This is a genomic window from Pseudomonas sp. SIMBA_068, from assembly GCF_046534705.1.
GTDB lineage: Bacteria > Pseudomonadota > Gammaproteobacteria > Pseudomonadales > Pseudomonadaceae > Aquipseudomonas > Aquipseudomonas putida.
The window spans coordinates 244,459-258,640 of sequence record NZ_JAWRYI010000003.1; the positions used below are offsets into that span (position 1 = coordinate 244,459).

Sequence of the window (14,182 nt, forward strand, 5' to 3'; positions counted from 1 at the left end):
TCCCCGCTATTGAACCGGAGAACACCCATGCTCAAACGCCCCCTGGCGCTCGCCGCCGGCCTCGTGCTGTCTTGCTGTGCCGTTGTCGTACAGGCCGCTGAAACCCTGCGGGTCAGCGCCATCCCCGACGAAGCGCCGACCGAGCTGCAGCGCAAATTCAAGCCACTGGGTGAGTACCTGGCCAAGCAACTGGGCATGGAGGTGAAGTTCGTACCCGTGGCGGACTACCCGGCGGTGGTGGAGTCGCTGGCCGCAGACCGTCTCGACCTGGCCTGGCTGGGGGGCTTCACGTTCGTTCAGGTGCACCTGAAGGACACGACCGCCACGCCACTGGTACAGCGTGAGCAGGACGCACAATTCACGTCCAAGTTCATCACCGCCAACCCCGACGTGAAGAGCCTGAGCGATCTGAAGGGCAAGTCGTTTGCCTTCGGTTCCATCTCGTCTACTTCGGGCAGCTTGATGCCGCGTTACTTCATGCTCAAGCAGGACAATATCAAGCCTGAAGAGTACTTCAGCCGCGTGGCCTATTCTGGCGCCCATGATGCCACCGTGGCCTGGGTGCAGGCTGGCAAGGTCGAGGGTGGCGTGCTGAACGCCAGCGTGTGGCAAAAGCTGGTGGATGCAGGCAAGGTCGACACCACCAAGGTGAAGGTGTTCGCCACCACCCCAACCTACTTCGACTACAACTGGACCGTGCGCGGCAACATGGACCCGGCGTTGAAACAGAAAATCAAGAAAGCCTTCCTGGACCTCGACCCGAGCAACCCGGAGCACAAGGCGATCCTTGACCTGCAGGCCGCCAGCCGCTTCATCGAGACCAAGCCTGAGAACTACAAGGGCACCGAACAGGCTGCACGCGAGGCCGGCCTGCTCAAGTGACAGCTTCGAATGCGGCAATTCATCTGCACGGTGCCAGCCTGCGCCATGGCCAGGTACGCGCGCTTGACGCGGTGAGCCTGCGTATCGCGCAGGGCGAGCGTGTCGCCATCATCGGGCCGTCGGGGGCGGGCAAGTCCAGCTTGCTGCACCTGATGGCCACGGCCATCCAGCCCAGCAGTGGGCGCCTGGAGTTGCTTGGCGAGCAACCTTGGGCACTGTCGGCAAGGGCACGCCAGCGACTGCGTGCGCGGGTTGGCCTGGTGCATCAGTCGCCGCCTTTGCCACCGCGTCAGCGGGTGGTGACCGCCGTGCTGGCGGGTCGCCTGGGGCAGTGGGGTACGCTGCGCGGCTTGCTCAACCTGCTGTATCCCAGCGATGTGCCGGGGGCGCGCCAGGTGTTGGCTGAACTGGGCCTGGCCGACAAGCTATTCGTGCAGTGTGGGCAGTTGTCCGGTGGCCAGTTGCAGCGGGTGGGCATTGCTCGGGCGTTGTACCAGCGTCCGCAGGTGCTGCTGACCGACGAACCGGTGTCGGCCATGGATCCGGTGTTGGCCGACCACAGCCTGGCTTTGCTCAATCGCCATGCCCAGGCCACTGGCGTGACGTTGGTGGCGAGCCTGCACGCCGTAGAGTTGGCGCTGGCGCATTTTCCGCGGGTGATTGGCATTCGGGAAGGGCAGGTTGTGTTCGACTGCCCGGCCGAAGCGGTCACCGAGCAACTGCTGGACGCGCTATACGCCAACGAACAACTGGCTCCGCCGCCAACCCAGGGGCCGACCCTGACCGTGCAGATTCCGCGATGCTGAAGGCCGACGCCCGCGACCCCGCGCTGCTGCCGCGGTTGCTGCTTTCCCTGTTGGCGGTAGCGGTACTGTGGCCGGCTATCCTGACAAGCGAACTGAACCCCGGGGTGCTGTTGCAGGCGGACAACCGTCAGCAGATTGCCAGCTTTACCAGCGCCTTCTGGCCGCCGGCACATGATGCCGATTTTCTTGCACTGCTCTATGAAGCCACCTTGCAGACCCTGGCCGTGGCGACTGCCGGCATGGCGCTGGCGTTGTTGTTGGCGATCCCGGCTGGCTTGTTGGCCAGCCGTGCCTTGTCCTTGCGTGCTGCTTCACGCGGCGGGCGGGCCGGGTTCTGGTCGCGACTGTTGCGTCTGCCGGTGCGCGGGCTGCTGATTTTCCTGCGTAGCGTGCCGGAGATCGTCTGGGCGTTGCTGTTCGTGCGCGCCGTGGGGCTGGGGCCGACGGCGGGCGTACTGGCTATCGCCATCACCTACAGTGGCATGCTCGGCAAGGTTTACGCCGAAATATTCGAGTCGGTCGACCAGCGCCCGGCGCATGCCTTGTTGCAGGCGGGCAGTGGCCGGCTGGCGGCGTTTTTCTACGGCATCCTGCCCAATGCTGCATCGGAAGTGGTGTCATACACCGTGTACCGCTGGGAGTGCGCGGTGCGGGCTTCGGTGGTGATGGGCTTTGTCGGTGCCGGCGGGCTGGGCCAGCAGATCGACCTGTCGATGCGCATGTTCGATGGTGCGCAAGTGGCGAGCATGCTGCTTACGTTCTTGCTGCTGGTGATGCTGGCCGACCTACTCAGCCGCCTGCTGCGCTGGAGGCTGGCATGAACCGCGCAATCAACCTGTTGCTGCTTGGCGCCATCGCGGTGGCGGTGGTGGCCTCGTTTGCTTACCTGGAGCTGGACCTGCGCGCACTGGTAGGCAACGGCGGGCTGGGGCAGATGGGCGAGTATGCCGGGCGCTTCCTGCACCCGGACCTGTCTACCGATCACCTGAAGGCAGTGTGGCGTGGGGCGCTGGAGACCCTTGCCATGTCTGGCCTGGGCACCTTGTTGGCGATGGTACTGGGGATGTTGCTGGCGCTGCCGGCGGCGGGGCGCTTCGGCTGGCCGTTGCAGGGCGCGGCGCGGTTGTTGCTGAATGCACTGCGGGCCATCCCTGAACTGGTGTGGGCTGCGCTGACTGTGCTGGCGGCTGGGCTGGGGCCGAATGCCGGTACCCTGGCTTTGGCGTTGCACACCGCTGGCGTGCTGGGGCGGTTGTTTGCCGAGGCGCTGGAGAACGCACCGCCAGAGCCGGCGGCGGCGATCCGTTTGCAGGGGGGCAGCCAAGTGGCGGCGTTCTGCTTTGGTACCCTGCCCAACCTGTGGCCGCAGTTGCTGGCCTACAGCTTGTACCGCTGGGAGAACAACATCCGCATGGCCAGCGTGCTTGGATTCGTCGGGGCGGGCGGGTTGGGGCAGATGCTGTACACCACCTTGAGCCTGTTCCAGGAGGCCCAGGCCAGCACGGTGATCATCGGGATGCTGGTGCTGGTGTTGCTGGTGGATGTGTTGAGTGACGTGTTGCGCCAGCGCTATGTGCGGGCCTGACGGAAAGCCCGGGCTGCAATGCAGCCCCGACATCTCTCAGGCGTCTACAGCCTCGGCACACTGCGCCTCCCGCTGCATCGACTCCAGGTTACGCTCGATCGTCTCGCATATGGTATCCATCTGGATCTGATGCTCGCTGAACCTGAACGGGCTCTGCAAGTCCGTGCCGATCCGCTCGATGGCCAGCAGCATGAACCCTACCACCGTCGATGCCAGCGGCGTGAACCAACCCAGCGATTCCACCAGCCCCACCGGCACGATCAAACAGAACAAAGTAATGAACAGCCGCGGAAAATACACATAAGGGTAGGGCAGCGGCGTGTTGGCGATCCGCTCCATGCCACCCTGGGCATTGGACAGGTCCACCAGCGTCGACTCCAGCCGTGCGAGGCGGATGCTGTCCAGCCGCCCGGCCTGGTATTCCCGCGCCAGCAAGGCCGCTGAACCGCCGAGAATGTCATTGGCGAAGTTATTCGAACGGTTGCGCCGCTCGAACTCCGCAGGCGGGATGAAGGCCATCAGCTCGTCCGGGCAGCGTTCACCCTTCAGGTGCGCCGCCAGGCAGTTCACATAGGCGATATGCCTGCGCAGCAGGGTGGCCTTGACCGGGTTCAGGCCATCATCCGGGTCGTCGATCAGGGTCAGCGTCTGCCGGGCGAAGCTGCGCGACCCGTTCACCAGCGCCCCCCACAACGTGCGTGCCTCCCACCAGCGGTTGTAGGCGCTACTGTTGCGAAAACTCACCAGCACCACCAGCGCCGAGCCCAGCAAGGTCAATGGGATCAGCGGCAGGGTGAACTTGCTGTTGAAGAACAGCATGAAGTCGATGGTGACCAGCACATCCCAGATCAGCAGCCAGAACAGCGACCAGCCGATGTAGCCGATGGTCTTCACGGCCAGGCGGTACTTGCGGGTGATGATGTCTTTCACGCGGGGGCACCTCGAAACGCGGGGGATGCAGGATGGGACGCCGAGGCTCGTCGAAGGTTCGAGGGTTGAATGTTGCAAGGGATTTTGTAGCTGAAACGAAGGGAAAAATCCGACCAGCCTGTCAGATGTGCCTGAATTCCTGATTCAGCTCAAAAACGACAGAGTGGGTCGCTTCAATCCTTGAATAGGTGTATCCATAAGGATACGATTGGGTGACCACTTGATGTTTCTCGTTGAACAGACGAAAAGCTTTGCCGCTTGGCTACTGCCACCCAGGCCGCCGATATCCTCAAAGCCAGAAAGCTGCTGAAGGAGATGAAATGAGCGAAAAATTGATCCCGTTTGATATGGCAGCCTTGTTGAGCAGCGATGAGGCAATCAGTGAATACCTTAGCCAGGTGCTATCAGATGGCGATACCGAGGAAATCATTCGAGCACTTGGACATATCGCTCGTGCACGAGGCATGACAAATATTGCTACGGAGAGTGGGCTGGGTAGAGAAAGCCTGTACAAGGCGCTGAGCCCTGGCGCGAAGCCTCGTTTTGACACTGTATTGAGGGTCATTCGTGCTCTGGGGGTGGACCTTCTCGTTCAGCCACATGCAATGACCCGCTGATCCAGCTCGGTTAAGTCAGTATTTGCTTCATCTGCACCAACGCTACCCGCGTGCCGTCCCACGCCTGCCGCTCCTCGATGCCGAACGGTGTGAAGCCCAGCTGTGGATAAAGCAGCAGGCCGGCGGTGTTGTGATTGAAGCATGACACCCAGACCTCCCGAGCGCTGTACTGCTGACGGGCGAGGTCGATCATTGCCGTTACCAGATAACGCGCTACACCAAGGCCGCGGGCGCTGGGGGCCACCACTACGTTGCCCAGGGCACATACGCCGCCATGTTCGGCTTTGTAGAAATTGGCGAAGGCCAGGACAGCGCCGTTACCTTCCACTACCGTGGAGCCGCTGCGTTGGGCAATGGCGTCGCTCAGCTGGTTGGGGGTGAGGGGGTAGGTGGCTTTGGGGAACATGTAGAACAGTTCGTCCGGGTTCTGCGGGAAGCTGCAGATGACGGGGATGTCTTCAGGCCGGATGGGGCGGTGGGTCAGGTGCATGGCAGGTCCTTCTCGCGTTGGTTGGCACGGCCTCTTCGCGGGTACTGCACAAGGCTCAAATCCTGTGCAGGCCCTGTGGGAGCGGGTTTACCCGCGAAGAGGCCATCAGCCTCACATCATAGGCCGCTTTCCATCCAATACCGCGACCCGATTCACGGCTTGGCGGCCACCGCCACGTAGCCTTTGACCGAAGCCGGTGCCTGGGGCTTGGCCTTGTGCGCCAGCAGGTACTGGTAACGCCGCCATTCCTTGTCGATTTCGCTGAACGACATGAACACGCTGATGCGGTCCTTGCCGGCCAGGTCCGGCCGCTTGCCGGCGTCGATCTCGCTGGTGGGGATGATGGCCACGTTGATGCCCACCACCTTGCCGTCATCGGCAAACACCGGCCCACCCGACATACCCTTGGTGATCGGGCCGTCATGCACTGAGTAGAAGACGCTGCCAGGCGTACCTTCAAGCCGTACCAGTGACGACAGGGCATGGCCCTTGCCCTGCATTGGCATCATGAAACTGTTGAAACCCACCGCCGTCACGGCTTCCCCAGGCACGTACTGGCGCCAGTGCGGCACGCTGCTGGCCTTGTGCTTGAAGAACACTACGTCACCGAGGCCCTCGTGGACCACGTTGCGCAGGAAGGGGGTGTGTTTGGCGGTTACTGCGTAATCCTCGTTCCACTGGATGGCGCTGGCCATCAGCAACATCGGCAGCGGTGCACCGGAAGTGACCACGAAAGCCTGGCTGTAGACGGGGTCTGAAACGTACGACGTTGGCACTCCATTGCACCCACTGAGCAGCATCATTGCCGCCATGCAGGGCGCGATTGTTTTCATGTGTCACACAGGGTGTGGAGAAATGGGAGCGCAACTATGGCTAAGTGCCATTACGCTGGCAATACTTTCGGCATATACCCGACGAATGACAGCTTAAGTGTTAGTCATGACGGCGGCCAATAGAATGCAGGTATGGCTACAGGTCCCAGAGCCATTGGGGCGGCGTCAAAGTGGAGGGATTTTTTTCGGGCGGATCTGATGGGTGTGAGCTGCATTGGGCTGCATTGGGCTATCACACTGACAAGCTACCTTTTTCAGGGCGACCTGTTCATAGTTGCCAGTCGACTTACCCTGAAAGGAATCAGAACATTGTTTAAGCTAAATCCCTTGGTGCCCGAGCTGATCGTTTCTGATCTACCTCGCAGCCTGGCATTCTACTGCGGCGTACTCGGCTTCAAGATTGAATACGACCGGCCAGAAGAGCATTTTGCCTTCCTGTCCTTTGGTGGCAGCCAGCTGATGCTGGAGCAGGACTGGCAGAGTGAGTCACCCTGGCGGGTCGGCCCGCTGGAGCCGCCGTATGGTCGAGGCATCAACCTGTCGATCGAATGCGCTGATGCACTGTCCTTGGTCGCGTCGCTGGGGGTTGCGGGGCATAGCATCAGAAAGCCGATTGAAGAGTGTTGGTACCGCCAGGGCGGCATGCTGGTCGGCCAGCGCAATTTCCTGGTGCAAGACCCGGACGGCTACCTGCTTCGGTTTGCTGAAGATCTCGGCGTGAAGAGCGCCTGAGCCAAGGGCGGATCCACGGAAAATTGACCCCAGGTTGCGCTCGATGGTCTCGAAAAGGGTATCCATCTGGGTCTGGTGCTCACTGAACCTGAACAGGCTCTGCAAATCCGTGCCGATCCGCTCGATGCCACCCTGTGCATTGGACAGATCTACCACCGTCAGATGCTGATGCCTTTGTCCACACTGAATATGTGGCAATGAAGTGTCGCCACATATCGCTATACACCCACACAGTTATTGAATTTGCGGCGCTTATTGCCTCCGCGCACTTTCGGAACTAATCCAGTATCTTCGCCCGGACTAACTTCTCTCTTTCGAGTGTTGAGTGTCGCTATATCAACTATTTATGTCCCTTGCACGATAGTTTCAAAATGGCTGAACTAAGTATTTGCCCACAGCGCTTTTTCCCGAAGCGGGTCATCAACAAAATAGCCGCCCTTCAATTTTAACCATCAGCCTGACGCGGTGGCCGAAAGTTGACCGCGGCGGCTGGCGGCCAAGTAGGTGACTCTCCGCCTGAACTGATGACCCCACACCGTTTACCAGGAAAGGAAAGTGTCATGGGAATGACGAGGCGTAAGTTTTTGATCGGCGGCGGCGTCGTGGCCATTGCAGGTGGCGCAGGCATTCTGACCCCCTTGCTGACCCGCGAAGGCCGGTTGATCCCCGGCAAACCGCGGTTTGGTTTTGTAGAAGGCACGGAAGGTGCACTTCCCAAGCAGGCGGACGTGGTAGTTGTTGGCGCTGGTATTCTGGGGCTCATGACCGCGATCAATCTTGTCGAGCGTGGCCTCTCGGTAGTCGTCGTTGAAAAAGGTGATATTGCCGGCGAGCAGTCATGCAGGTTCTATGGTCAGGTCATGACCTACAAGATGCCTGATGCGACGTTCCAGTTGCACCATCTTGCCAAACAACGGTGGCGCGAGATGAACGCCAAAGTGGGTGCAGATACCAGCTATCGCACACAGGGCCGGGTCGAAGTTCCTTTCGATGAAGAAGACCTGGAAAGCGTCAGAAAGTGGATTGATGTCAAAAGCCGGGAAGTAGCAGCGGACAACCCCTTCAAGACTCGGATCATTCAGGGGAATGAACTCGAACAGCGGCTGCGCGGTGCATCATCGAGCTGGAAAATTGCAGGTTTCGAGGAAGACTCCGGTAGCCTGGACGCCGAGCGCGCATCGTTTGTCATGGCGGAGTACGCCAAGAAAATGGGTGTGCGCATCTACACCCACTGCGCCGCAAGGGGTCTGGAAACCCAGGCAGGCGTCATCTCCGATGTGGTGACCGAGAAGGGCGCCATCAGCACTTCTCGCGTGGTCGTGGCAGGCGGCGCCTGGTCCAGGCTGTTCATGCAGAACCTGGGCGTCGATGTGCCTACCTTGCCGGCCTACCAGTCCCAGCAAATCATCAGCGCGGCACCCCGTGCACCGGGGGGCAACGTTGCATTGCCAGGGAACATCTACTTCCGCGAGCAGGCCGACGGTACATACGCCACCTCACCGCGCGTCGTCGTTGCCCCGGTGGTCAAAGAATCGTTCATGTATGGCTATAAATACCTGCCATTGCTGGCCATTCCCGACTTCCCGGTGCACATCTCACTCAACAAGCAACTGATTGATTCGTTCACTCAGCCCACCCAGTGGAGGCTGGACGAGGTATCGCCCTTCGAGAAAAACAGGCTGATGACGGCGGCCCCGGATATTCCAGAGCTGGATGCATCTCTGGAAAAGCTCAAGGTCGAGTTCCCTGCCTTCCAGGATGCGAAGTTGATCGATCAGTGGAGCGGTGCCATGGCCATCGCCCCGGATGAGAACCCGATCATTTCGCAGGTCAATGAGTACCCTGGCCTGGTCATCAACACCGCCACCGGTTGGGGTATGACGGAAAGCCCGGTGTCGTCCGAGCTGACGGCAGACCTGCTGCTTGGAAAGGCGCCGGTGCTGGACCCTAAACCCTTCAGTTTGTATCGATTCTAAGCACACATACCGCAATGGAATGACCCGTACACGCATCACCGGTGCGTGTACATTCTTGTGTAACCATCAGGAGAGAAATATGAAATTCGCGTTCAAGACCGTTGCTGCATTGGCGTTGGGATTAGCCGGTGCCGGCAGCGTTCATGCACAAGATATCGTGCGCCATGGCGCAGGTAGTTTCCCTATCTCCTCGGCAGTAGAGATTCCTGCCGGGAAGTCGATCGTCTATCTGAGCGGTTCCGTCCCGTCGGTGATCCATCCCGACGCGCCCAAGGATTCGCTGGAAGCCTACGGTGATACCAAGGCACAAACCATCAATGTGCTTGAAAGCATCCAGCAGCAGCTGAAAGCGCTGGGTCTTGGCCTGACTGACGTGGTGAAGATGCAGGTATTCCTGGTGGGCGGGCCGGAGAACGGCGGCAAGATGGATTTCGACGGTTTCATGGCCGGCTACACCCAGTTCTTCGGGCCAGCCGCCAAGCAGCCGGTGCTACCTGCGCGCTCGGCGTTCCAGATTGCAGGCCTGGCGCACCCCGCCTGGCGGGTTGAGATCGAAGTGACAGCGGTTCGTCCCTGAGAGGACCCTGGCCCAGCCCGACAAAATCGTCGGGCACAAAAAAACCGACCATAAGGTCGGTTTTTTCCGGATTTTGGTGCCCCGAGGGAGACTCGAACTCCCACTCCTTTCGAAAACGGATTTTGAATCCGCCGCGTCTACCAATTCCGCCATCAGGGCGTGTGGCGCGCAGTATAGAGAGGTGCCGCTAGTCGGTCAATCGGCTTTCATGGTCAATTTTCACACATTGGGCTAAACTTCCCGGCCCTGCCGAACCGAACATCATCATGCGCGTCGCCGATTTTTCCTTCGAACTCCCTGATTCCCTGATCGCCCGCCACCCGTTGGCCGAGCGCCATGGCAGCCGTCTGCTGGTGCTCGATGGGCCGACCGGCGCGCTGGCGCACCGGCAATTCCCCGACCTGCTCGAGTACCTGCGTCCCGGCGACCTGATGGTGTTCAACAACACCCGGGTCATCCCGGCGCGGTTGTTTGGCCAGAAAGCCTCCGGGGGCAAGCTGGAAGTGCTGGTCGAGCGGGTGCTCGACAGCCACCGGGTGCTGGCCCATGTGCGTGCCAGCAAGGCGCCGAAAGTGGGCGCGGTGATCCTCATCGATGGTGGTGGCGAGGCCGAAATGGTCGCGCGCCATGACACGCTGTTCGAGCTGCGTTTCACCGAAGAGGTGCTGCCATTGCTCGACCGCGTCGGCCATATGCCGCTGCCGCCCTACATCGACCGCCCCGACGAGGGCGCCGACCGTGAGCGCTACCAGACCGTGTACGCCCAGCGCGCCGGTGCGGTTGCCGCGCCCACTGCGGGCCTGCACTTTGACGAAGCGCTGCTGGAAAAAATTGCTGCCAAAGGTGTGGAGCGGGCTTTCGTTACCCTGCACGTGGGCGCGGGCACGTTCCAGCCGGTGCGGGTCGACAAGATCGAAGACCACCACATGCATAAAGAATGGCTCGAAGTGGGCCAGGATGTGGTCGATGCCATCGAGGCCTGCCGCGCACGTGGCGGCCGGGTGGTCGCGGTCGGCACCACCAGCGTGCGTTCGCTGGAAAGCGCGGCGCGCGATGGCGTGCTCAAGGCCTTCAGCGGCGACACCGACATCTTCATCTACCCGGGCCGGCCGTTCCATGTGGTCGATGCCCTGGTCACCAACTTCCACCTGCCGGAGTCCACGCTGCTGATGCTGGTCTCGGCGTTCGCCGGTTACCCCGAGACCATGGCTGCCTACGCGGCGGCGGTCGAGAACGGGTACCGCTTCTTCAGTTACGGTGATGCCATGTTCATCACCCGCAATCCGGCGCCACGCGGCCCCGAGGATCAAGCATGAGTCGCACCTGTCGAATGTCCTTCGAACTGCTGGCTACCGACGGCAAGGCCCGTCGTGGTCGCATCACCTTCCCACGCGGCACGGTGGAAACCCCGGCGTTCATGCCGGTGGGCACCTATGGCACGGTCAAGGGCATGCTGCCACGCGATATCGAGGCCATTGGCGCCGAGATGATCCTGGGCAACACCTTCCACCTGTGGCTGCGCCCGGGCACCGAGGTGATCAAGAAGCACAACGGCCTGCACGATTTCATGCAGTGGAAAGGCCCGATCCTCACCGACTCCGGTGGCTTCCAGGTGTTCAGCCTGGGCGCCATGCGCAAGATCAAGGAAGAGGGCGTGACCTTCGCCTCGCCAGTCGATGGCTCGAAGGTGTTCATGGGCCCTGAAGAGTCGATGCAGGTGCAACGCGACCTGGGCTCGGACGTGGTGATGATCTTCGACGAGTGCACCCCGTACCCGGCCGAGCACGACGTGGCACGTACTTCCATGGAGCTGTCGCTGCGCTGGGCCCAGCGCTCGAAGAACGCCCACGCCGACAACACGGCGGCGCTGTTCGGCATCGTCCAGGGCGGCATGTACCAGGACCTGCGCATGCGCTCGCTGGCAGGCCTGGAAAACATCGGTTTCGACGGCCTGGCCATCGGCGGCCTGTCGGTGGGCGAACCCAAGCACGAAATGATCAAGGTGCTGGATTACCTGCCGGGCATGATGCCTGCTGACAAACCTCGTTACCTTATGGGGGTAGGCAAACCGGAAGATCTCGTTGAGGGTGTGCGCCGCGGCGTCGACATGTTCGACTGCGTGATGCCTACGCGTAACGCGCGTAACGGCCATCTGTTCGTCGATACAGGGGTGATCAAGATCCGCAATGCGTTTCATCGCCACGATGAATCGCCGCTGGATCCGACCTGTGACTGCTACACCTGCACCAACTTCTCCCGTGCCTATCTCCATCACCTGGACAAGTGCGGCGAAATGTTGAGCAGCATGCTGAATACCATCCACAACTTGCGCCATTACCAGCGCTTGATGGCCGGTTTACGCGAGGCTATTCAACAGGGTAAATTGGCCGCCTTCGTCGACGCCTTCTACGCCAAGCGCGGGCTTCCTGTACCGCCTTTGGACTGACTGTCTGCATCCATTATTAGAAAATTACATTAGGAGTGCCCAATGAGCTTCTTCATCCCCGCCGCATACGCGGACGCTGCAGCACCTGCCGCTGGCCCAGCCGGTACCGGTTTCGAGTGGATTTTCCTGGTCGGTTTCCTGGTCATCTTCTACCTGATGATCTGGCGTCCACAGGCCAAACGTGCCAAAGAGCAGAAGAACCTGCTCGGCAACTTGCAGAAAGGTGACGAAGTTGTCACCAACGGCGGTATCGCCGGCAAGATCGTCAAGGTTTCCGATGATTTCGTGGTGCTGGAAGTTTCCGACACTGTCGAGCTGAAGTTCCAGAAGGGCGCCATCGCGGCAACCCTGCCAAAAGGTACGCTCAAGGCTATCTGAGTTACCGGTTTTATTTTCCAGTCGGGGCGCGCAAAGCGCCCCGCGTCTTGAACGGGCGGCGTGATGCTGAACAAATACCCTCTGTGGAAATATGCACTGATCGTGCTGGTACTGGTGGTCGGTTTCATTTATTCCGCTCCCAACCTCTACCCGGATGATCCGGCGGTACAGATCAGCGGTGCCAGTTCGGCGCTGCAGGTGAACCAGGCCGACCTCGATCGCGTCAGCAAGGCGCTGGTCGATGCCAAGATCGCCGTCAAGGGCGTTAGCCTGGGTGAGAAGGGCAGCGGGCTGATCCGCCTGACCAACCAGGAAGACCAGCTGCCAGCCAAGGATGTGGTGCGCAAGGCACTGGGCGATGATTACGTCGTGGCCCTGAACCTGGCACAAACTACCCCGCAATGGCTGCGCAGCCTGGGTGCAAGCCCGATGAAGCTGGGCCTGGACCTGTCCGGTGGTGTGCACTTCCTGCTGGAAGTGGACATGGACAAGGCCATGACGGCCCGCATGAAAGTCTACGAAGGCGAGGTCAAGACCTTGCTGCGCAAAGAGCGCGTCCGCTACCGCAGCCTGCCTCAGCAGGATGGCGGCATCATGCTGGGCTTCGCTGACGATGCTACCCGCGAACAGGCACGTGCCCTGATCCGCAAGAATTTCAATGATTTCGACCTGACCACCACCGAGCGCAACGACCTCGCCGTGCTGCGTCTGGCGCTGACTCAGGCAAAAGTTGCCGAGATCCGCGAATACTCGATCAAGCAGAACCTCACCACCGTCCGCAACCGTGTCAACGAGCTGGGCGTGGCCGAGCCGCTGGTACAGCGCCAGGGCGCCAACCGTATCGTGGTCGAGCTGCCGGGCGTGCAGGACACTGCCGAAGCCAAGCGTATCCTCGGTAAAACCGCCAACCTGGAGTTCCGCTTTGGTGCCGAGCCGGGTGCGTCCAAGGCCACTACCGAAGTGTTCGAGTTCCGCGAAGGCGGCCGTTCTGCGCCGGTCGAGCGCGGCCTGATCATCACCGGTGACCAGGTTACCGACGCCCAGGCCAGCTTTGACGAGCACGGTCGCCCACAAGTGAACATCCGCCTGGATGGCCACGGTGGCGAGCTGATGAGCCGTGCTACCCGTAGCAACGTCGGCCGCAGCATGGCAGTGATCTTCATCGAGCAGAAGCCGGTCACCCGCTACGTGAAGCAGACCGTCGACGGCGTCGAGAAGGACGTTGCCGTACAAAGCTTCGTGGAAGAGAAGAAGATCATCAGCCTGGCGACCATCCAGTCGCCACTGGGCAGCCAGTTCCGCATCACCGGCCTGAACGGCCAGGGCGAATCGTCCGAGCTGGCCCTGCTGCTGCGTGCCGGTGGTCTGGCCGCGCCGATGTACTTCGCTGAAGAACGTACCATTGGCCCAAGCCTGGGTGCCGACAACATCACCAAGGGTATCGATGCGTCGCTGTGGGGCATGCTGTTCGTCTCGCTGTTCATCATCGCCATCTACCGCGGCTTTGGCGTGATCGCCACCATCGCCCTGGCGGGCAACATGGTGCTGCTGCTGGCGCTGATGTCGCTGCTCGGTGCCACCCTGACCCTGCCGGGTATTGCCGGTATCGTGTTGACCATGGGTATGGCGGTGGACGCCAACGTGCTGATCTTCTCGCGTATTCGCGAAGAGCTGAAAGCCGGCATGTCGGTACAGCGCGCCATCCACGAAGGCTTCAACCGCGCCTACACCGCGATCATCGACGCCAACCTGACCAGCCTGCTGGTCGGCGGCATCCTGTTCGCCATGGGTACCGGCCCGGTCAAAGGCTTTGCGGTTACCATGTCCCTCGGGATTTTCACCTCGATGTTCACCGCCGTCATGGTGACCCGCGCAATGGTCAACCTGACCTGCGGCGGGCGTGACATCAAGAAGCTGTGGGTTTGAGGGA

At 60.9% G+C, this 14,182-nt stretch carries 15 protein-coding genes, 1 tRNA gene and 1 pseudogene; 12 read left to right on the forward strand and 5 right to left on the reverse strand.

The window, feature by feature from the left end; all coding sequences use genetic code 11:
* Nucleotides 1-27: 27 nt before the first annotated feature.
* From SB756_RS10170 to phnE, 4 genes are read left to right on the forward strand one after another with little or no spacing between them, the layout of a single operon-like run.
* Nucleotides 28-882 (forward strand): putative selenate ABC transporter substrate-binding protein, encoded by an 855-nt coding sequence (locus SB756_RS10170; protein ID WP_410910779.1) that lies wholly within the window; start codon nucleotides 28-30, stop codon nucleotides 880-882.
* Nucleotides 879-1,688: a phosphonate ABC transporter ATP-binding protein gene (locus SB756_RS10175; RefSeq protein WP_019438899.1), complete on the forward strand. Its 810-nt coding sequence runs from the start codon at nucleotides 879-881 to the stop codon at nucleotides 1,686-1,688. The genes SB756_RS10170 and SB756_RS10175 overlap by 4 nt, the downstream gene beginning before the upstream one ends.
* Nucleotides 1,682-2,509 carry a PhnE/PtxC family ABC transporter permease gene (locus SB756_RS10180; RefSeq protein ID WP_410910780.1) on the forward strand — a complete coding sequence of 276 codons (828 nt, stop codon included), beginning with the start codon at nucleotides 1,682-1,684 and terminating at the stop codon, nucleotides 2,507-2,509. Before SB756_RS10175 ends, SB756_RS10180 begins: the two co-directional genes overlap by 7 nt.
* Complete coding sequence (phnE, locus tag SB756_RS10185) at nucleotides 2,506-3,273, forward strand: phosphonate ABC transporter, permease protein PhnE (protein WP_410910781.1); 768 nt, start codon at nucleotides 2,506-2,508, stop codon at nucleotides 3,271-3,273. The genes SB756_RS10180 and phnE overlap by 4 nt, the downstream gene beginning before the upstream one ends.
* Nucleotides 3,274-3,309: 36 nt before the next feature.
* Here the strand turns inward: phnE and SB756_RS10190 are convergent, their stop codons facing one another.
* Nucleotides 3,310-4,203, reverse strand: coding sequence for a bestrophin family protein (locus SB756_RS10190; RefSeq protein WP_063426321.1), 894 nt, complete (start codon nucleotides 4,201-4,203; stop codon nucleotides 3,310-3,312).
* A gap of 320 nt (nucleotides 4,204-4,523) precedes the next feature.
* Between SB756_RS10190 and SB756_RS10195 the strand changes: the two genes are divergently transcribed.
* Nucleotides 4,524-4,820 (forward strand): addiction module antidote protein, encoded by a 297-nt coding sequence (locus SB756_RS10195; RefSeq protein ID WP_341797613.1) that lies wholly within the window; start codon nucleotides 4,524-4,526, stop codon nucleotides 4,818-4,820.
* 10 nt (nucleotides 4,821-4,830) lie between these two features.
* On the opposite strand, the gene SB756_RS10200 is transcribed toward SB756_RS10195, so the two are convergent.
* Both SB756_RS10200 and SB756_RS10205 read right to left on the reverse strand, forming a co-directional pair.
* Nucleotides 4,831-5,310: a GNAT family N-acetyltransferase gene (locus tag SB756_RS10200; RefSeq protein ID WP_341797614.1), complete on the reverse strand. Its 480-nt coding sequence runs from the start codon at nucleotides 5,308-5,310 to the stop codon at nucleotides 4,831-4,833.
* Nucleotides 5,311-5,462: 152 nt separating this feature from the next.
* Nucleotides 5,463-6,110 carry a trypsin-like peptidase domain-containing protein gene (locus SB756_RS10205; protein WP_341798855.1) on the reverse strand — a complete coding sequence of 216 codons (648 nt, stop codon included), beginning with the start codon at nucleotides 6,108-6,110 and terminating at the stop codon, nucleotides 5,463-5,465.
* Between the two features lie 342 nt (nucleotides 6,111-6,452).
* Here SB756_RS10205 and SB756_RS10210 point away from each other — a divergent pair, with 342 nt between their 5' ends.
* Nucleotides 6,453-6,875: a bleomycin resistance protein gene (locus tag SB756_RS10210; RefSeq protein ID WP_096425602.1), complete on the forward strand. Its 423-nt coding sequence runs from the start codon at nucleotides 6,453-6,455 to the stop codon at nucleotides 6,873-6,875.
* A 15-nt stretch (nucleotides 6,876-6,890) separates the two neighbouring features.
* Here the strand turns inward: SB756_RS10210 and SB756_RS10215 are convergent.
* Nucleotides 6,891-7,001: pseudogene (locus SB756_RS10215) on the reverse strand (effector protein); the annotation flags it as partial.
* A gap of 434 nt (nucleotides 7,002-7,435) precedes the next feature.
* On the opposite strand from SB756_RS10215, the gene SB756_RS10220 reads away from it, so the two are divergent.
* Entirely contained in the window at nucleotides 7,436-8,851 is a 1,416-nt protein-coding gene (locus tag SB756_RS10220; RefSeq protein ID WP_016501409.1) for an NAD(P)/FAD-dependent oxidoreductase, read from the forward strand.
* A gap of 79 nt (nucleotides 8,852-8,930) precedes the next feature.
* Nucleotides 8,931-9,428, forward strand: a complete 498-nt coding sequence (locus tag SB756_RS10225; RefSeq protein ID WP_063426328.1) for a RidA family protein — start codon at nucleotides 8,931-8,933, stop codon at nucleotides 9,426-9,428.
* 74 nt (nucleotides 9,429-9,502) lie between these two features.
* Here SB756_RS10225 and SB756_RS10230 read toward each other — a convergent pair.
* Nucleotides 9,503-9,587: transfer RNA gene (locus SB756_RS10230), tRNA-Leu, on the reverse strand.
* A 107-nt stretch (nucleotides 9,588-9,694) separates the two neighbouring features.
* On the opposite strand from SB756_RS10230, the gene queA reads away from it, so the two are divergent.
* From queA to secD, 4 genes are all read left to right on the forward strand, one after another.
* Nucleotides 9,695-10,744: a tRNA preQ1(34) S-adenosylmethionine ribosyltransferase-isomerase QueA gene (queA, locus tag SB756_RS10235; protein ID WP_049274126.1), complete on the forward strand. Its 1,050-nt coding sequence runs from the start codon at nucleotides 9,695-9,697 to the stop codon at nucleotides 10,742-10,744.
* 14 nt (nucleotides 10,745-10,758) lie between these two features.
* Nucleotides 10,759-11,874: a tRNA guanosine(34) transglycosylase Tgt gene (gene tgt / locus SB756_RS10240; RefSeq protein ID WP_410910853.1), complete on the forward strand. Its 1,116-nt coding sequence runs from the start codon at nucleotides 10,759-10,761 to the stop codon at nucleotides 11,872-11,874.
* A gap of 42 nt (nucleotides 11,875-11,916) precedes the next feature.
* Nucleotides 11,917-12,252, forward strand: a complete 336-nt coding sequence (yajC, locus tag SB756_RS10245; protein WP_016484964.1) for a preprotein translocase subunit YajC — start codon at nucleotides 11,917-11,919, stop codon at nucleotides 12,250-12,252.
* A gap of 63 nt (nucleotides 12,253-12,315) precedes the next feature.
* Nucleotides 12,316-14,178, forward strand: coding sequence for a protein translocase subunit SecD (secD, locus tag SB756_RS10250; RefSeq protein WP_410910782.1), 1,863 nt, complete (start codon nucleotides 12,316-12,318; stop codon nucleotides 14,176-14,178).
* The last annotated feature ends 4 nt before the right edge of the window (nucleotides 14,179-14,182 follow it).